Origin of the sequence: Pseudomonas batumici (genome assembly GCF_000820515.1) — a bacterium.
Taxonomy (GTDB): domain Bacteria; phylum Pseudomonadota; class Gammaproteobacteria; order Pseudomonadales; family Pseudomonadaceae; genus Aquipseudomonas; species Aquipseudomonas batumici.
Genome location: NZ_JXDG01000060.1, coordinates 1 through 18,731 on the forward strand (window position 1 = coordinate 1; position 18,731 = coordinate 18,731).

An 18,731-nucleotide genomic window follows, 5' to 3' on the forward strand; every position below is an offset into this window, starting at 1 on the left:
AAACTCCGCTTCCTCGCCTGTTTTTGCCTTGCCTGATCGCCGCTCGGCGAGTTTTCGTACAGACCCTAAAGCGCGCTAGCCGACTTCAGGCCTGTCAGCGGCTGTTCTTCAGGCGCTTGCGCGCCTCATGCCGTTCCTGCGCCAGTTCGATCAGGCGGCTCACCAGTTCGCTGTAGCTCATCCCCACCGCTTGCCAGAGCTTGGGGTACATGCTGATGCGGGTAAAGCCGGGCAGCGAGTTGACCTCGTTGATCAACACTTCGCCGTCAGCGGTGAGAAATACATCGACCCGCGCCAGCCCGGCGCAGCCCAGCACCTGGAACGCCTCGATGGCTTGCGCGCGAATGCGCTCGCTGTCCTCTTCGCTGATCGCCGCCGGCACCACGACTTCGGCCGCCTGCTCGTCGATGTACTTGCTGTCGTAGGAATAGAAGCCGCTGCGCACGACAATCTCGCCGCAACCGCTGGCTATCGGATGTTCGTTGCCCAGGATCGCGCATTCGATCTCCCGCCCGCTGACCGCCGACTCGATCAGGACCTTTTCGTCGAAGCCCAGGGCCAGGGCCAGGGCGGCCTGGTACTCCTCGGCCGTCTGCACCTTGCTCACGCCAACGGACGACCCCTGGTTCGCCGGCTTGACGAACATCGGCAGGCCCAGCTTCGCCTGTGCGGCCTCGAAATCGAGGCGCGCGGCAGTGGTTCGGTTCACGGTGATAAAGGGTGTCACCGCAAGCCCGGCATCACGCAACAGGCGCTTGCTCACGTCCTTGTCCATGCACACGGCCGAGCCGAGCACATCGGAGCCGACAAAGGGCAGGTCGGTCATGCGCAGCAGCCCTTGCAGGCAACCGTCTTCGCCGAGGGTGCCATGCACGATGGGGAAGATCACATCGACCTGCTCCAGCAACGCCTGGCTGCTGGTGTCCACCAATTGCTGGCGGGTCTTGCCCGGGACCACGGCCAGTTCGCGATTGGATTGGTTCAAGGCAATGAGCGCCGGGTTTTCGGCGTTGATCAGGTAGTTGGAACTGTCGTTGAGGTGCCAGCGGCCCTGCTTGTCGATGCCGATCAGGATCGGCTCGAAACGCTCGCGGTCCAGGGCATCGACCACATTGCGCGCCGATTGCAGCGACACCTCGTGCTCTGCCCCCATTCCACCGAAAATAATCCCGACTCGCAACTTGCCCATCTTCCGACCTCGTGTCCAAATCTGTGTTCCAAGGGGATTCCCTTTCTGCGCAGACTATTCGCAAGGCGCTGGTTTGGCATCCCCTGGCTTGCGTTTTTTTGAACGGTGAACTGGCCTACTGGCGATTGCGAGGGTGAATGTCAGGTCGCTATCGCCGGCAAGCCAGGCTCCTACAGGGTCATATTATTCGACGCGCCAGTTCACATTCACCGTCTGGCCGGCGTTGCCACTCAGGACAACATTCTGCCGGTTCTCGTGACCATTACGACGGCTGATAACCTCGTATTTGCCGTCGGGCAACTTGACATAGACTATCGGCCCGACCTGAGTCAGCGACAATACCGACTCTCCGCCAGCCTTCTGGATCGTGATGTCTACATCAGGCAGGTACTCCCCTTTGGGGCCTACAGACGAAACAATATGCAGGTTGTAACCGCGGGTCTGCAGCAATGCCTGGCTTTCGTCCAGGCCAATACCGCCGGTCAGGTAAGACACGCCGTTCTGGGTTTGAGGCGATAACTGTACCGCCTCCTGGTTGATCGGTTCACTGTTGGTCGCCGCCCGGACATTCGGGGACACGCCCAACAGCACAAGCCCGGAAAGGGCACAGAACAAGAGAGAACGGATAGGGGTCATGATGAACACTCCCTGGCTCCGTTGGAGCCCGAGTCTCATCTTTCACGCGGGGCTATCGCCCGATTTCATCAGGCAGTCGAATGCGGATACGGTTTAGTGGATGGCGAGCGAGCTGCGCGGATGAGAGAGGGTTGACTTCACTTCATATCGCAACGACTGCAATTATAAGTCTAGTACTGACCCCGCGTAGGCTTATATCAATTTCAAGTCAGGCCGAGGCTGGATAGGCTTGCCCGTTTCCAGGCGTCCTCATGAAAACGCCCGATGGGCGGCATCGGGCGTCGGTCAGGCGGGACAAAGGCTCAAACGGCGATCAGCGCACTCAGGTCCAGACGGCCCTCGCTCAACGGCGGGCACCAGTAATAACCGCCGGTAATCGGCCGACTGAAGCGATACAAGCCGTCGACGATGCCGTCGTCCAAGCCGCTCATGCGCCGCAGTTGCGCCTCGAACGCCTCGAAGGAATGGCCGAACGCCAGGAACATCAGGCCAGCGCCCTGCTCGTTCGACCAGGGCATGGATCGGCGCACCACGAAGGCCTCCGGGGCAAAGCTCTCCTGCGCGGTACGTTTGACGTGGGCGGATTCCGGTGCGTCTTCCAGCTCCTCGTTGTCGCTCTTGCGCCGTCCGATGATGTTGTCCTGTTCATGGCCCGGCAGCGCAGCGAAACCGTCCAGGTCATGCCGCCACTGCTGGATCGCGGCAAAGCTGCCACCGTCCGCGGCGATCCCGGCCTCCACCGCAGCCTCGTCCACCGGGTTCTCGGTGCCGTCTTCATAACCGGTCAGGTCGTAGCCGGACTTGTGGCGGAACGCCTCGGTCATCTGCACCAACTTCAGGGCCGGCGCCAGCGCCTGCTCCAGCGCACGGCTGCGGTGCAGCAATTCGCCACGGTCTTCGCCATGCAACCAGCACCACAGGGCATGCTGGGTCGACGGATTATCCACGCCCACACCGGTGATGCCGGGAAACGCCCGCAGCCCTTGGACTTGACGGCCCAGCGCCTGCACCAGCGACTCGCCAAAGCCGACCACGGCGTGCTTTGCATCCACCAGCCGGACAAGCTTGTCGAGTGCCGCCGGCAATGCTTCGGCGGATTCAAGGGTGAAGAACAGGTGGCGTGCCTGCGAGGGCACAGGCTTGGCAAGGATGCCGGGCTGGTAGTGACTCATGGGAACTCCTCTGGCAAAGCCCGGAGTTTACCTTTGTTGCGCCCGCTACGCTTGCGACACAGGCGCACCACCCTCAGAGCTTGTGGGTCACGTAACGACCGCGTCCGGTTTTCTTGGCCTGATACATGACCCGATCCGCCGTCAGCAGGAGCGCATCGGCGGAACTCTCGCCGTCCCCCAGGGCGATACCGATCGAGACCCCCACCTGGCACACCGCACCGGCAATGAGAAACGGCGCACTCAGCGCCTCGATGCACTTGCTGGCCACGGTGCTCACGGTTTCTTCGGCATCGGCACCCAGGTCGCTCAGCAGGACAACGAACTCATCACCGCCGATGCGCGCCAGGGTATCGCTCCCCCGCACCACGGCACCAAATCGCTTCGCCACCTGACGCAGCACCTCGTCACCCGCCTCGTGCCCGAGGGTGTCATTGATGCGCTTGAAGCCATCGAGGTCCATGAACAACAAGCCGACCTGAGTCCCTTTTCGCTGTGCCTGGGTCAGCACCTGGCGCAGGCGGCCAGAGAGCTGATGCCGGTTGGGCAAGCCCGTCAGCGTGTCGTGATGGGCGATCCGTTCGAGCTCGGCCTGTTTCTCCTTGAGCTTGAACAACAAGCGATTGAACGCCGAGATCAAGTGACCGACCTCATCGTTGCGCACCACCGGCAAGGACGCATGGGGCAGTTCGTCGCGGGTCATGCAGTCCGCCTGCGCGGCGGCATGGAACAACGGGCGAAAGACAAAGTACAGCCCGATCGAGGAGATGATACCGAACAGGAAAATCGAGGAGATGGCCCCCCTGATCAGGAAACTCTGGGTTCGCTCAACGGTTGCAAATGCCTCGCGGCTCGGCAGGCTGGCGACAATGATCCAGCCCGTACTGGGTACGGAGACCATGGCGCGAACCTCCTCGTTGCCCTCGGCGTCAAGCGCTATCCCGGTAGCGCGCCCCCCCTCCATGGCCCGGTCCTCCAGCCTGCCGAGGCCCGCAAGCGATATCGGCGTGAAACCCAGCCCAAGCCGGGAGGACTCGATCTGCAAGCGACTGTCCGGAAAAACCAGCTGAAACTTACCCGGTGCCGTTCCCCCGCGGCTCTGAAGCAATGAATCGAGGAACCCGGGAGCGGCGAGTGGCATCATGCCAACCAGCACCGCCTGTACCTCACCGGCCCCATTCCTGATGGGCGCGGATATCGGCAGCATGGGCTCCGCGTTCCGCCCCTGGTCGATCGGCCGACCGATAAATGGCTTACCGGCCAACCCGGCTTGAATATAATCACGATCCGCATAATCCGTATCGCCCCGTCCCTCCTGGTCCGGGTCGCCCGCCAGCCGCTTGCCACTGGCATCGACGATGAGGATTTCGCTCGAGAACACGGCCTGGTAGGGAGAACGCTCCTTCACCCAGGCTTGCAGTTGCTCAGGCCGTGCCAGTAAATCGAGGGGCACACTGGCGGCGAGAAGCTCGATCAGGAGCCGACGCCGAATGATCTTGATATCGACATCGTGGGCGACATAAGTCGCCAGCGCCAGTTGCTGGCTCTCCACGACGGCGCTCAGGTCCTCGCGCAGGAAGTTGGTCAACACGTAATAGCGCAGGACAGCGCCGGAAATGACAATGCACAGCGCCACCACCAGCAGTCGGGTCAACACGCTGTTGTAGATTCGGGCGAAGGTCAAACGTGCATGATGTTTTTTTGACATTATCGAAGTGTAACCGACGAGATTGCACTTTTCGCTATATTCCCCAAGGCTGCGTGAACACTGTGGCAAAGCCGTGCGCAGGCCGGATCGCGCTTGGCCCGTACGAACCGAACATTTCTGACCAGGAGCTGGACCATGCCACACACCCGAAACGCGTCATTCGAAACCATCGCCCAGGAACTCGGCTACAGCTTCGACGGTGAGATGAAAATCGGCGGCAACTATGTACCTGCGGTACAGAACGACCTGGAAGTGTATGTCAGCGGGCAGATTCCACGGGTGGACAATACCGTGATGGTGACCGGGCGGGTCGGTGCCGAAACCACCCTGGAGCGGGCACGGCACGGGGCACAGATCAGCACCATGCGCGCCCTGGCGATTTTACGACAGCTGCTCGACGGCGACCTGGGGCGTATCAGGAAGGTGCTGCGCATCAACGTGTATGTGCAGAGCGCGGCGGACTTCACCCAGCAGAGTGAAGTCGCCGACGGGGCGTCCGAGGTGCTTTATTCGGTGTTCGGCGAAGCCGGGGTGCATACGCGTACCTCGGTCGGGGTGTTCCAACTGCCGAAAAACGCCTCGGTCGAGGTGGATATGGTGGTGGCGCTCAAGTCGTCAGTTGGTTAGCGAACTGCCCGACCGCATTGACCACTTTCTGCGCACCGTCCTGGATCTCGACGATCACCGTGCCCGCCTCCGCCGCCAGCGCAAGACCTTCCTCGGCCTGGGTCTTGCCGCTGTTCATCAGTGAGACCGCGTCCCGTGCCATGTCCTGGTTCTGCCGCACCACCCCGACGATCTCGTCCGTGGCCTGGCTGGTGCGCGAGGCCAGCTGTCGCACTTCGTCCGCCACTACCGCAAAACCACGACCCTGTTCACCCGCGCGCGCGGCTTCGATGGCCGCGTTGAGCGCCAGCAGGTTGGTCTGTTCGGCAATGCCGCTGATGGTCTTGACGATGCTGCCGATCACCTGGGACTGCGCATTCAAGGCTTCGATCCCGTCACTGGCGGTTTGCATGTGCGCAGCCAGATCGCGCATCACTTCCACCGCCTGGGTCACCACGGTGGTCCCGCGCTGGGCGGTGCCGTCGGTCTGCAACGAGGTGCTGTAGGCAATGTTCGCGGCCTCGGCCACCGCCCGTTCCTGGTTCACCTGGTCGGTGATCACGGTGGCGAACTTGACCACTTTATAGAGCTTTTCGTTGGCATCGAGTACCGGGTTATAGGACGCCTCCAGCCAGACCTCGCGACCATGGCTGTCGACACGCTTGAAACGGCCGGCGACGAACTCGCCGGCATTCAGGCGCTTCCAGAACGCCTGGTACTCGGCGCTGTTGTATTCCACCGGGTCGCAGAAGGTGCGGTGATGCTTGCCCTGGATCTGCGCCAGGCTGTAACCCATGGCGTTGAGGAAACGGTCGTTGGCCGTGAGCACTTCACCGGACAGGTTGAACTCGATCACGGCGGTGGAGCGCAACAGCGCGCCGATCAGGTTTTCGTGCTCGCGGGAGGCTTCGATGGTGCGGGTCAGGTCGTTGGAGTACATCGAAAACTGCAGGATGCGCCCCTGGGAATTACGAATCGGCTGCAGGATCGAGCGCAGCCAGGCTTCCTTCCCGTTACCGCGCAACAAGCGCACCGCGCCGCTGAAATGCTCGCCCCGGGTCAGGGCATTCTTGAAACGCTGGTGAAAATCCGAATGCTTGAGGTAATCCGGTACGAACTCTTCAAGGTGCCGTCCGACCAGCGAACTGCTCGGGTAGAACATCTCCTGGGTGAAGTTCTGATTGACCGATTCGATACGGCCATCGGGGTCCAGGGTCAGTGCGAGCATTTCCAGTTCCAGGCTGTCCTTGACCTGCTGGAGGCTGGAGAGTTCTTCACGAAGAGCCGTCAGCTCCTGCTTCAAGCGTTTGTTAAACATGGGCGGCACCGATGGGCGAATGAAAGTGCGGGTAATCTGTCATTGGCATCGGCCCTGGCGGTTTTTTCTAAAGGAAAATTCCGCGCTATTTCCAACGAGAAGCCTGCTGACAATCCGACCGAGTTTTTCCCGCGTCCAGGGATCACTCTAGAACAATAGGAAAAAAATCACCGCATCGTATCCGGGGAGGGCTAACTCGATGCGCGGGTACCGGATAAAGCGCTGGAGGTTGATGTGCGCAGACCGAAGTACAAGGCGGTCAGGGCTCCGGCAGCGCCCATCAACAGGCAATAGCCGACGCAGACCCACGGGCTCCAGGGCATCAGGCCGATCAGCAACAGCGGAGTGGTGCTGGCCCAGAGTGCGTAGGCGATATTGTAGGTAAAGGAAATGCCGGAGACCCGGATATGCGCCGGAAACAACGCCACCATCACCGACGGGACCGCCCCCACCACGCCACAGCTCAGACCCGCCAGGGCATAGGCCAGGCCAAGCCACTCCCCCCCCTGGATCAGGCAGCTGTAGAGCAGCGCCATGCCCAGCGGCAGCAAGGCGCTGTAGAACAACACCGCGCGCCAGGCTCCGATCCGATCCACCAGCCTGCCGGCCAGGACACAGCCGATATTCAGGAACACGATCCCCAGGCTGCTCAAGGCGAATGTGTGACTGGCACTCATGCCGAAGACTTTCTGCATCACGGTCGGGGTGACCACCACCAGCACCACTACCGCGGAGGTCAAGACACAGGTCAGCAACATCGCCGGCAGGATCGCCCGGCGGTGACTGCGCAGGACAGTCTGCAGCGGCACGCCCTCGCCTTCTTCCCGTCGCGCTTGCAGGGCCATGAACACCGGGGTTTCACTGAGCCAGCGGCGCAGCCAGACGCCGATCACGCCGAACACCCCGCCCAGCAGGAACGGAAAGCGCCAGGCGAAATCGAGGATTTCGCCGGGGCTGTAGATCCGCGCCAGGGCGGTGGCGGTCAAAGCGCCCAGCAGATAGCCGAAGGTCAGTCCCGCCTGCAAGACACCCAAGGCATAGCCGCGATGTCCGGGCGGCGCGTGCTCGGCGACGAAGACCCAGGCGCTCGGCACCTCGCCGCCCACCGCGGCGCCCTGCAGCACCCGCAGCAGCAACAGGAGCAGGGGCGCCCAGTAACCGATCTGTGCATAAGTCGGCATGACCCCGATCAGCAGGCATGGCAGGGCCATCATCAGGATGCTCAGGCTGAAGACCCGCTTGCGCCCCAGCCGGTCGGCGAAGTGCGCCATCAGTATGCCGCCCAGCGGTCGAGCCAGATAACCGGTGACGAAAATCCCGAAGCTTTGCAGCAAGCGCAGCCAGTCGGGCATTTGCGGGGGGAAGAACAGGTCACTGAGGGTCAGTGCGAAGAACATGAAAATGATGAAATCATAGATTTCCAGCGCACCGCCCAACGCCGCCAGGCCCAGGGTCTTGTAGTCAGCCAGGGCAAAGCGCCCAGAGCGAGAATAGTTATTGGCCTTCATCAAGGGACCCTGAACAGACTTTCCGGAAAACTTGCGACTGAAACCGTACCGCCCCTGAAGCCCTTGAAGGGGCATCTCGATCCCAATCGCACCGATTAGATATGGCCCGCAATGGTCCACCGATTCATCGAAAGGGACAACCTGACAATGTATCTGGGTTGGTTTTTAGCTCAGATCTGTACATTGAGTTTTAGCGGGTTTGACCAATAATCGGGCCTGCCCCCTCAGACAGAGCCCAACGATGAGCATCCATACCCGCACCCAGCGATTGACAGTCCCCCAGCTGGTCGCCATGAAAGGTCGACAGAAAATCGTCTCGCTGACGGCGTACTCCAGCTCGATAGCCAGGCTGATCGACCCTATCGTCGATTTCATCCTGGTCGGTGATTCCACCGCGATGGTGGGCTACGGCCGCGCCTCGACGCTCAGCATGCAGCTTGAGGAAATCATCGGCCACACCCGGGCAGTGGTCGACAGTACGCGGTTGTCCTGCGTCATCGCCGACATGCCGTTTGGCAGCTATCAGGAATCCAACGAACAAGCCTTTCGCAACTGCGCCCAGGTCCTGGCGCGCACCGGCTGCGATGCGGTCAAGCTGGAAGCGAATCAAGCCCTGGCCGGTACCGTCGAGTTCCTTGTGGCCCGAGGTATTCCAGTGATGGCCCACGTCGGCCTGATGCCACAGTTCGTGAATATCATGGGCGGCTTCAAGGCCCAGGGCCTGAGCCCTGAAACCGCAGCCGCGATTGCCCTGGACGCCCGGGCCAACCTGGAGGCCGGAGCCTTCAGCCTGCTGCTCGAAGGCGTGGCCGAAGGTGTCGCCCGCCAGATCACCCTGGACTCGAAGATGCCCACCATCGGTATAGGTGCTTCACCGGCCTGCGACGGTCAGGTATTGGTGACCGAAGACGTATTGGGGCTGGGTAGCGAACACCCACCTCGCTTCGTCAAGCAATATGCCGATGTCGGCGCGGTGATTCGTGACGCCTGCGAACGCTTTGCCGACGAAGTACGCAACGGCCAATTCCCTGAAGCACGGCATTGCTACGGCCTCTGATCCTCATCGGCAATCGCCTGGACCAGGCTCTTCAAGGCCTGGGCAATATCCTTGCTCCAATCGACGGTGTAGCTCAGCCGCAGGCAGTGCCGCCAGGCCCCATGCAGGCTGAAGATTTCACCTGGAGCAATCACGATACGCCTGGCCAGCAGACGCTCGAAAACCCGCCGCATGTCCACCGGTCGTACGGCCTCGATCCAGAAGGTCACTCCGCCGTCCGGCGCCGTCACCCGCAACTGGCCCTCAGCGTATTCGTGCAACAGCCCCCGCATCCGTTGCATCCGGTCCAGCAACATGGCACGCAAGACCACCAGGTGCTGGTCGATACGCCGCGAACTGAAGAGCTTGGCTATCGCCTTCTGACGAATCGGCGACAAGCGAAACGCCCGCTCCAGAAACAGCCGGTGCAGCGACAGCCCGTGCCGACGGCACAACAGGTAGCCATAGGGGGCCTCCGAGCCGATGATCTTGTCGAAGGTGGAGAAGACCAACAGTTTCTCCGGATCGGCGAAATCGCGGTAACGAGGTGGTTGTGGGGAAAAGCAGAACTCGCCGTAACTGTCGTTTTCGAACAACCAGATATCCCGCTCCGCCAACCAGCGACAGATCTGTTGCTTGTCCTGTGCCGGCATCAGCGTGCCCTGGGGGATATTCACTGTCGATGACAGCACCGCCAACCCCACCGGTTCGCGCCTGAGCAGATCCTGCAAGTCGGCGAGGTTGAATCGTCCATCTTCGCCCAGGGGCAACTCGATGACGCGGATCCTGGCGGCTTGCAACTGACGCAGGATCGCCCAGGAGCAAGGTGACTCCACCAACGCGACACTCCCTTTCAAGTCCAGGGCTTCGAGCGACAATTCCAGCACGCTGCGCAGATCCGAACCGACATACACATGCTCGGCTTGCCAATAGCAATGGGCGGAACGGGTATAGCGATCGGCAATCGCACTGCGTAACTCCGGCTCTCCAAAGGGCTGATACAGCGGCGCATGGGTCCGCGGATATTGCCGCGTCAGTTCGCGCTCGATCATCAGCAGCGGGCTCTCCAGGGACAGCAACATCGCCGGAGCATCGCTACTCAGGGCCAGCATTCCCGGCTGGCGGGCATTGGCGAACACATTGTCGAGCAGATTGGGCGATCCCTCGTTCAGCCGCGGTAGCTGCATGGCCTTGGTGAAATAGCCGAACTTCGGCCGGGCATAGATCCTGCCCTCGTCCTCCAGCAACGAATAGGCGTATTTGGTCGTCGACACCGATACATTCAGGCGCAGGGCCAACTGTCGCAAGGAAGGGAGTTTCTGCTCACTCGTGGAATCGCCAGTCTCGATCAACTCGACGAGGTAGCGATAAACCGCCTGGTAGGAGAAGGAGGAATCCTTGTTGTTACCCATGTTCACTTGCGTTCATTCCCGCGCGTCCCTGTCAGGGACACCAGAGTATGCAAGACCGCGCTCGGATAAAAGAGAATCGGAAAATGCCATCAGATTGATTTATCGTGAACACCTGCCCACACGCTGCGTCCCCAACGCTTTGCCCGTGGCTCCCCAATAAGATCAAGAACAAGAGGACCTTCCAATGGCCGCTGCCATAGAAACCAGCCGCTCCGCCCGCTTTGCCCTGTACTGCTCGAACTGGGCCGAGCGCTGGTTTCCCGACTCCTGGGTGTTCGCCGCGCTGGCGGTGATTGCCGTTGCCCTGGCAACCCTGGCCATCGGCGCCAAGCCGAGCGAAGCCGCGATGGCCTTCGGCGATGGCTTCTGGAGCCTGATCCCCTTCACCATGCAGATGGCGTTCGTGGTGATCGGCGGCTATGTGGTCGCCAGCTCCCCCCCGGCGGTGAAACTGATCGACCGCCTGGCGCACCTGCCGAAGAACGGTCGCTCGGCGGTGGCCTGGGTCGCGCTGATCTCCATGGTCGCCTCACTGCTGAACTGGGGCCTGTCCCTGGTCTTCGGCGGTTTGCTGGTCCGCGCCCTGGCGCGCCGCACCGACCTGCACATGGACTACCGCGCCGCCGGTGCCGCGGCCTACCTCGGCCTGGGCGCCGTCTGGGCACTGGGGCTGTCCTCGTCCGCCGCGCAATTGCAGGCCAACCCGGCCAGCCTGCCGCCGTCGATCCTGTCGATCACCGGGATGATTCCCTTTACCCAGACCATCTTTCTCTGGCAGTCCGGCGCCCTGTTGCTGGCGCTGATCGTGGTCTCGCTGGTGATTGCCTACGCCACCGCTCCGGGGCCCGACTCGGCCCGGGATGCCAAGGCCTGCGGCGTCGATCCGAGCTTCAACCTGCCGCCCCTGAGCAGCCGCTCGCGCCCCGGCGAATGGCTGGAATACAGCCCGCTGCTGACGATTCTGCTGGCCCTGCTGGCCGCTGGCTGGCTGTTCCATGAGTTCTCGACCAAACCGGCAATCAGCGCCATTTCCGGCTTGAACACCTACAACTTCCTGTTCCTGATGGTCGGCGCCCTGCTGCACTGGCGCCCGCGCAGCTTTCTCGACGCGGTGGCCCGGGCGGTACCGACCACCACCGGCGTGCTGATCCAGTTCCCGTTGTACGGCTCCATCGCGGCGCTGATGACTACGGTCAAGGGCGGCGATGCCCTGACCCTGGCCCATCACATCTCGACCTTTTTCACCCAGATCGCTTCCCATGACACCTACGCGGTGCTGATGGGGCTGTACTCGGCGGTACTGGGTTTCTTCATTCCCTCCGGTGGCGGCAAGTGGGTCATCGAGGCGCCCTATGTGATGCAGGTGGCCAATGACCTGAAATACCACCTGGGCTGGGCCGTGCAGATCTACAACGCCGCCGAGGCGCTGCCGAACCTGATCAACCCTTTCTACATGCTGCCACTGCTGGGTGTGCTGGGGCTGAAGGCGCGGGACCTGATCGGCTTCTCCTTCGTACAACTGCTGGTGCACGCGCCGCTGGTGCTGTTCCTGCTCTGGGCGCTGGGAACCACCCTGGCTTACACCGGGCCGGTGATGCCGTAACCTGCGGCGCGTTTTCGCGCGCAAGGCCTGCAACCCCATTCAAGAGCGCTGCTGTCAGCGCTCTTTTTGTGAGTGCCCTCGCACCTGAAAACCATCAAGGCAGTTTCCATCTCAAAAACGACGACGTTAATCGTCACAATCCTGAATAAATGCTGAACAAGCGTGCCGAAACCCAAATCCAGTGGCCAATGATTCGCATCCTGTATTAGGCTGTCCGAAAAAATAGGCACGATCGTACCATTGCGCTTTTCTTACAACGTGCCCCACCAGCCCACCCGCAGTTCAGCAAGGTGGATGAATCATGTGTCATTGGAAAGAAGAGCAATTGCAGCGTCTGGGATCAACGCAAGACGAGCAGGAGTTGCTCGAACTCTTACCCAGCCTGGTCAAGCAACTAGGCTATCCCTATTACCGCTATGTCAAACTGAGCCACGGCACCGAGCCCTGGATAAGGAACAATTATCCGGAGGAGTGGAATCAGTGCTATCAGGAGCACAACCTCCAGGAGATCGATCCGCTGCTGACCCGTGTCCGGCATTCGCACCTGCCGGTGTTCTGGTCGCCGGAGACCTGTGCCAAGGCCCCCGCGTTCTGGGCAAAAAAGCAATCGTTTGGCATGCGCCACGGCTGGTCGCAGGCGGTACACCATGTTCAGGGTCACCAGAGCATCCTGTGCGTCGCCCGCCCCGAGGGAGAAATCGACCACGACAAGTTCTACCACGATGCCGGGCATATTCTATGGCTGTGCAATGTCCTGCATGCGGCGGCCACCCGTCACCTGCCGGAAATGTCCTCGCACCTGCTGTCACCTCGGGAAATCGAGGTGTTGAAGTGGTCGGCCGAAGGTAAGACCGCACCGGAAATCGCCCTCTTGCTTGAGCTCAACGTGCGTACCGTGAACTTCCATATCGCCAACGCGATCAGCAAGACCGGCACCACCAACAAAGTCGCGGCGATGGTGGCGGCGATTCAGCGCGGAGCCTTGTAAGGTCAGCAGAAAAACTCAGGCTCCCGTCCCCCGCCTGAAAAACTCCGTAACGCAATCCCTGCCCCACACCCTCGACAATTGGCATACTGCCCGCGGCAGAAAGGATCTGTCGCTGTTCCGTCATCTTGCATTGCTAAGTTGCGATGCGAATATTTTGATCCGTCAAACCCACCCAGCAGGAACCCAGGATGAGTGACGAGAAAGACCTCGACCCGTCGCAAGCGCCCCAAACCGATTCCCCCACCGACACCAGTCGCCGCCGCTTCCTCGGTGGCGTGGCGGTGCTGGGTGTTGGCGCGACGCTGACCGCCTGCGGTTCCCCGAGCGAGCCCGGCAAGCCGGAGGTGCGCGAGCTGTCGGGCTCCGAGTTGGACAAGGCCCTGCACGACCAGGTGAAAACCGTGGTGGTGATCTACGCCGAGAACCGCAGCTTCAACAACCTGTTCGCCGACTTCCCGGGGCTCGAGAAACCCTTGTCAGCCCTCAAACCCGCGGACTACCAGCAACGCGATCGCGATGGCAGCCTGCTGCAGACCCTGCCACCGGCCTGGGGCGGTGTCCTGCAGATCGGCCCGCAAAGCGTCGACGGCGTGACCTATCCGGCTGAAACCCAATTCCAGCAGAACCTGCCCAATGCCCCCTACGCCCTCAAGGGTCCGAATGGCGAGGACCTGCCCCTGAGCCTGGTCACCCGCGACCTGTGGCACGTGTTCTACCAGAACCAGATGCAGATCAACGGCGGCAAGAACGACCAGTTCGTCGCCTGGGCCGACTCCGGCGGCCTGACCATGGGCCACTACGCCCAGAACCGCTACTCGTTGCGACTGTGGGACGTGGCGAAGGAGTTCGTGCTCTGCGACAACTTCTTCCAGGGCGCCTTCGGCGGTTCGTTCCTCAACCACCAATACCTCATCAGCGCGACGGTGCCGTTCTATCCGGACGCCGCCAACTCGGTGGCCAAGCCGCAGATCGCCACGCTGCAAAGCGACAACCCGCTCGACACACGCCTCAAGCCACTGGAGAAATCCCCGGCCAGCGCCATGAGCGGCGCGCCGCAATTCGGCCCCAGCGCCCTGACCCCGGATGGCTACGCGGTGAACACCATGGCCCCGCCCTACTGGCCGACCTGGATCCGCGACACCGAACATCCGGACTATTCCAAGCCGGGCTTGCCCAACGTGCTGGTCCCCCAGGTCCACGAACACATCGGCGACAAGCTGTCGAAGAAGAACATCGACTGGGCCTGGTACGCCGGTGCCTGGCAGGCCACCCTCGACCAGTACAAGGACTCGGGCGGCATTCCGAAGATCCCGAATTTCCAGTACCACCATCAGCCGTTCAACTACTTCAAGCAGCAAGGACCGGAAAACCCCGGCGAGCGTGCCAAACGCCTGCGCGATGGCGGGCTGGGTGAGGACCCGAGCAGCAACAAATTCCTCGCCGATGCCCAGGCCGGCAGGTTGCCGCCAGTAACCTTCTACAAGCCCCAGGGCAACCTGAACATGCACGCCGGTTACGCCGACGTGGCGTCCGGTGACCGGCATATCGACCGTATCCTGAAAGTGCTGCAAGAAAGTCCGCAATGGAAAAACATGGTGGTGGTGGTCACCGTCGATGAAAACGGCGGTTGGTGGGACCACGTGGCGCCGCCGCAAGGCGATCGCTGGGGCCCGGGCACGCGGGTTCCGGCCCTGGTGGTCTCGCCCTTCGCCCGCAAGGGCACGGTGGATCACACGGTGTATGACACCGCCTCGATCCTGCGCCTGATCACCCGGGTGTTCCAGTTGGAGAAACTCGACGGTCTCAAGCAGCGCGATGACGCCATGATCGCCCGTGGCCAGAAGCCGATGGGCGATCTGACCAATGCACTGCGCTTTACGGCCTGACTGACACCTTGCACCACTCGCTCCCCACGGGGGGAGCGAGCCCTCCTGCAAAGCCTCCGTTACCGCTCAAGTTGAACATCTGCGGGCGGGCAGCAAACTTGTCTTACACCGTCCACAGCCCATGTCCTACTGAATCTTCAGCCCTTCTTCGGACGGGCCAATCGGCCAATGGCGACAGGCTTTCTCACTTGCGTCAAACAATACAAAAAACATCGGCGACCGGCTTTTCTACTCGGCAAACCTGATCCAGTATTGCCCTGCCCCCGCATTGATGGGGCCAACGCTGAAAAGGATCTGAGCATGTCAAAAATCGCCGTATTGACGAGTACCTTAGCTGCACTCACTCTTAGCACCCTCGCCCACGCCGATGTCGAAATGAAACTGGGCAGCCGGGAACGTGTCACCCAGCTCTTCGCCGCGCCCAACAACTGCAGTGTCATCTGCTATCGCAACTGGACCCTGGAACAGACCGCCGCGCACTACCTGAACCAGAGCGTGCAGCGCGACGGCTACACCAACGCCAAGGTGACGGTGAAAGCCGATGGCGACCAGCTCTATGCGAACTTCAGCGGCGTACCGAAAGGCTATGACAAACCGCTGGCGCAACTGCTCGATACCGGCGAGCTGGCCTACAAAGGCGCCTCCAAACTCAATGCCGACGGCAAGTGGGACTACAGTTGGTACCTGTTCCTGCCGCTGGGCATGGCCCTGGACAACCGCAAGAGCGTCGAGCTGCTGCACTTCCCGCCGGATTACTCGCTGACCCAGGCCCAGGATTACCTGGAGTCCAAGACCACCGACCGCTGGGCCGCGCTGCTGAGCAACAACGGCATTCCCATGGACCAGACGCCGGGCTACCAGACCATCATCGACATCGCCCCGATTGCCGCGCCGGCCAGCGCAGGCGGCACCCTTGCAGGCGTCTACAGCTACTTCACCGACTACCAGACCACCATGATCAAACAAGTCAGCGTCACGCCCAAGGGTACGGCGTTGCCGATGGTGGCCTTCGGCGCGCCGGTGCGTAACTGGGTCAAGCAGCAATATGGCGCAACCGTCGACGTCCTGCAGTTGGGTGAAATCAGCCCGGTGGCGAACGTGAAGGTGCCGGTGCTGGGCTCCAACCACCCGAGCTATATCTGGTACGCGGCGGACCCGGCCAGCTATGGCGGCGACCAGGCGAAAGCCGATGCGGCGGGCTTGAAGGTGATGGGGCAGGACTTGAGTGCCGCCTGCTGGCAGGCCGGCATGGGCCAGAAACCGGGCAGCGATCCGGCGGCGCAACTGAAAAGCTGCACCGACAACTGGCAGGTGGCCAACAAGCAGAAAACCTGCGTGCTGTTCTATGAGTCGGTGCGCAACCTGTCTGAAGCCGATGCCGAGAAAAAATGCACGACAACGGAGATCAAGACGCAACTCGATCAGTTGAAGAAACCGGTGCCGGCACCCATGACGGCGCTGCCAACCGTCTGACGAACGCCACGGTAGATACCGTCTTGAGCCTGGCACCATAACTGTGGGAGCCGGCTTGCTGGCGATGGCGTCCATATGGACAGCGCAAGGCTCAAGGGCCTCATCGCCAGCAAGCCGGCTCCTACAGGATTCGCGCGGTGTCAGTCAGGCCTCAGGGCGCACCCACCGGCCGCAACCGGTACTGCGGCGGCAATTGCTCGAAGCCGCTGATGGTGACGTCCAGACTCTTCCAGCGCCCATCCTTGATCCCGTAGATACAGCCATGGATCGACAGGCTCTGCCCACGATGCCAGGCGTTCTGCACGATACTGGTATGGCCGACGTTGGCCACCTGCTGGATCACGTTCAACTCGCACAAGCGGTCGACCCGCTCCTCTTCGGTGGGCAGTTGCGCAAGCGCTTCGCGGTGTTCGTAGTACAGGTCGCGAATCGAACGCAGCCAGCCATCGATCAGGCCCAACTGGCGATCCTGCATCGAAGCCCGCACCCCGCCACAGCCGTAGTGGCCGGTGACCAGGATATGCTTGACCTTGAGTACATCCACCGCGTACTGGATCACCGACAGGCAATTGAGGTCGGTGTGCAGCACCACGTTGGCCACGTTGCGGTGCACGAACAGATCGCCCGGCAACATGCCGACGATCTCGTTGGCCGGTACCCGGGCGTCGGAGCAGCCGATCCAGAGAAACTCCGGGGTCTGCTGGCGGGCGAGCTTGGCGAAGAACTCCGGGTCTTCTTCCTTGATCGCAGCGGCCCAGCGCTCGTTGTTATCGATCAGATCCTGTAGTTCGTTCATGCTCTACTGCCTCAAGAGGGTCCGAAGCTTTGACTCACGTCCCTCGCTTGGGGTCACGGGAATCGTCAGTCAACCAGCGTGCACACCATCACCACCGCATCCTCGCGCCCACCCACGGCCGGGTAGTAATCGCGACGGCGCCCGACTTCATTGAAACCATAGCGCTCATACAGGCGGAAGGCTGCGCGATTGCTGTCGCGCACCTCCAGGAAACACTCCCGCGCCTGGGCCGCATGGGCCCGCGACATCAGGTGCTCCAGCAGGCGCAAGCCCAGGCCGCGCCCCTGGCTCTCCGGCTTGACCGTGATATTGAGCAGGTGCGCCTCATCGAGAATGATCTGCACCACGCCATGGCCGACCTGCTGACTGCCTTCGAACATCAGCCAGATCTGGTACTTGCCCAGACCATCGAGGAAAATCCCGCGGGTCCAGGGATGGCTGAACGCCGCATATTCGATCTTCAGCACCGCATCCAGGTCCGCCTCGGTCATCGGGCGAAAACTTACCGCATCACTCATCGTTAGGTTTCCATCGCGCCATCAGCCGGCGCATGGCTTGCCAGACATCGGCCTTGCGCTGAGGCTCATCCATCAATAATTCCAGGCCAGGCAGCGCCCAGGCCGATCCCAGGCCTTCGACCTGCAATTCACGATTATACGACTCGGCGTCGGCAACACCGGCAAAACGCACCGCCGGCAAGCCGATCAGCCACAGGCAGGCGCACTCGCCCTCTTCCCGGCGCGCCTGGACGAAGCCCTGGACAAAATCCCGCGCGGCCTCCGGGCCCTGGTCGAGGTTGCCACGCACCAGCAGCGGCCAGCGCACCGGCTCGCCGATGAGCTGCGGGCTGTCCGGCAGCCCGGCGGCGCGCAGCATGTCCTTGAGCAGCAGGTAGGCCGGATCGCGGCTCTGGAACGCCTCGCCTGTGGGTAACTCCACCAGCACCAGGCAACGCCCGGCCCGCAACAATTGCAGCGAGAAACGCGGTGGCGGTACCTGAGCCACCTTGACCGGGGCCGGCGCGTCTTCGGCGGCCACCGCCGGCTTGCTTTCGGCGCGATTGACCGACGCCGGGCGTGGCACTTCGATCTTCGGTCGCTCGACGGGCTTGGCCACCGGCTCCGCGGCTTTATGCACCTCGGGCAGCGGCGCCTCGACCAACGGTTCCGGCTCGACGAACAACTCCGGCCGCGACGGCGCGGCGAACGGCAGTTCGGTGCGGGGCAGCCAGTGGACCACCTGCATGGCGGTCAGATAAGCGCGGCGGCGGGACTCGATAAGCAAGGGTCGGCCATCTGTGGATAAGTTGAAAACAGGGATTCTACCGTCCTTCGGCGAAGATCGCCCGCAGTTGATCGCAAGAACGCCAAGCCTGCGATCAGCTGCGGGTCAATCCGGTGCCT

Annotated in this window: 16 protein-coding genes; 6 read left to right on the top strand and 10 right to left on the bottom strand. The window is 61.9% G+C overall.

Translation table 11 applies throughout. The features are described from left to right. Nucleotides 1-94 precede the first annotated feature (94 nt). The 4 genes from ddlA to UCMB321_RS23030 form a co-directional block, all read right to left on the bottom strand. Nucleotides 95-1,189: a D-alanine--D-alanine ligase gene (gene ddlA / locus UCMB321_RS23015; RefSeq protein ID WP_040070924.1), complete on the bottom strand. Its 1,095-nt coding sequence runs from the start codon at nt 1,187-1,189 to the stop codon at nt 95-97. 183 nt (nt 1,190-1,372) lie between these two features. Further along, nucleotides 1,373-1,825: a hypothetical protein gene (locus tag UCMB321_RS23020; RefSeq protein WP_040070957.1), complete on the bottom strand. Its 453-nt coding sequence runs from the start codon at nt 1,823-1,825 to the stop codon at nt 1,373-1,375. 302 nt (nt 1,826-2,127) lie between these two features. After that, on the bottom strand, nt 2,128-2,997 hold the full coding sequence (locus tag UCMB321_RS23025) for a Dyp-type peroxidase (protein WP_040070925.1): 870 nt from the start codon (nt 2,995-2,997) through the stop codon (nt 2,128-2,130). Nucleotides 2,998-3,070: 73 nt separating this feature from the next. Continuing rightward, nucleotides 3,071-4,678, bottom strand: a complete 1,608-nt coding sequence (locus UCMB321_RS23030) for a sensor domain-containing diguanylate cyclase (RefSeq protein ID WP_040070958.1) — start codon at nt 4,676-4,678, stop codon at nt 3,071-3,073. A gap of 159 nt (nt 4,679-4,837) precedes the next feature. Between UCMB321_RS23030 and UCMB321_RS23035 the strand changes: the two genes are divergently transcribed. Continuing rightward, the gene (locus UCMB321_RS23035) at nt 4,838-5,329 is read left to right on the top strand and encodes a RidA family protein (RefSeq protein ID WP_040070927.1); all 492 of its coding nucleotides are present in this window, start codon (nt 4,838-4,840) and stop codon (nt 5,327-5,329) included. Here the strand turns inward: UCMB321_RS23035 and UCMB321_RS23040 are convergent. Next, nucleotides 5,310-6,626 carry a methyl-accepting chemotaxis protein gene (locus UCMB321_RS23040; RefSeq protein WP_040070929.1) on the bottom strand — a complete coding sequence of 439 codons (1,317 nt, stop codon included), beginning with the start codon at nt 6,624-6,626 and terminating at the stop codon, nt 5,310-5,312. The two genes, UCMB321_RS23035 and UCMB321_RS23040, sit on opposite strands and share 20 nt — an antisense overlap. Before the next feature lie 191 nt (nt 6,627-6,817). Then, nucleotides 6,818-8,134: an MFS transporter gene (locus UCMB321_RS23045; RefSeq protein ID WP_040070931.1), complete on the bottom strand. Its 1,317-nt coding sequence runs from the start codon at nt 8,132-8,134 to the stop codon at nt 6,818-6,820. A 241-nt stretch (nt 8,135-8,375) separates the two neighbouring features. Here UCMB321_RS23045 and panB point away from each other — a divergent pair, with 241 nt between their 5' ends. Then, a complete protein-coding gene (gene panB, locus UCMB321_RS23050; protein ID WP_040070932.1) occupies nt 8,376-9,191 on the top strand; it encodes a 3-methyl-2-oxobutanoate hydroxymethyltransferase in 816 nt (271 codons plus the stop codon). On the opposite strand, the gene UCMB321_RS23055 is transcribed toward panB, so the two are convergent. Beyond that, nucleotides 9,179-10,582: an aminotransferase-like domain-containing protein gene (locus UCMB321_RS23055; RefSeq protein ID WP_040070934.1), complete on the bottom strand. Its 1,404-nt coding sequence runs from the start codon at nt 10,580-10,582 to the stop codon at nt 9,179-9,181. The genes panB and UCMB321_RS23055 overlap by 13 nt on opposite strands. Before the next feature lie 184 nt (nt 10,583-10,766). On the opposite strand from UCMB321_RS23055, the gene UCMB321_RS23060 reads away from it, so the two are divergent. From UCMB321_RS23060 to UCMB321_RS23075, 4 genes are all read left to right on the top strand, one after another. After that, complete coding sequence (locus tag UCMB321_RS23060; protein WP_040070936.1) at nt 10,767-12,185, top strand: short-chain fatty acid transporter; 1,419 nt, start codon at nt 10,767-10,769, stop codon at nt 12,183-12,185. Between the two features lie 301 nt (nt 12,186-12,486). Next, nucleotides 12,487-13,173, top strand: coding sequence for an autoinducer binding domain-containing protein (locus UCMB321_RS23065; protein WP_040070937.1), 687 nt, complete (start codon nt 12,487-12,489; stop codon nt 13,171-13,173). A 188-nt stretch (nt 13,174-13,361) separates the two neighbouring features. Next, the gene (locus UCMB321_RS23070; protein WP_040070938.1) at nt 13,362-15,059 is read left to right on the top strand and encodes an acid phosphatase; all 1,698 of its coding nucleotides are present in this window, start codon (nt 13,362-13,364) and stop codon (nt 15,057-15,059) included. A 300-nt stretch (nt 15,060-15,359) separates the two neighbouring features. Continuing rightward, nucleotides 15,360-16,532 carry a hypothetical protein gene (locus UCMB321_RS23075; protein WP_040070940.1) on the top strand — a complete coding sequence of 391 codons (1,173 nt, stop codon included), beginning with the start codon at nt 15,360-15,362 and terminating at the stop codon, nt 16,530-16,532. A 151-nt stretch (nt 16,533-16,683) separates the two neighbouring features. On the opposite strand, the gene can is transcribed toward UCMB321_RS23075, so the two are convergent. From can to UCMB321_RS23090, 3 genes are all read right to left on the bottom strand, one after another. Further along, nucleotides 16,684-17,328, bottom strand: a complete 645-nt coding sequence (can, locus tag UCMB321_RS23080) for a carbonate dehydratase (protein ID WP_040070942.1) — start codon at nt 17,326-17,328, stop codon at nt 16,684-16,686. Between the two features lie 65 nt (nt 17,329-17,393). Beyond that, entirely contained in the window at nt 17,394-17,846 is a 453-nt protein-coding gene (gene rimI, locus UCMB321_RS23085) for a ribosomal protein S18-alanine N-acetyltransferase (RefSeq protein ID WP_040070944.1), read from the bottom strand. Then, nucleotides 17,839-18,612 (bottom strand): hypothetical protein, encoded by a 774-nt coding sequence (locus UCMB321_RS23090; RefSeq protein WP_040070945.1) that lies wholly within the window; start codon nt 18,610-18,612, stop codon nt 17,839-17,841. Before UCMB321_RS23090 ends, rimI begins: the two co-directional genes overlap by 8 nt. Nucleotides 18,613-18,731: the final 119 nt, after the last annotated feature.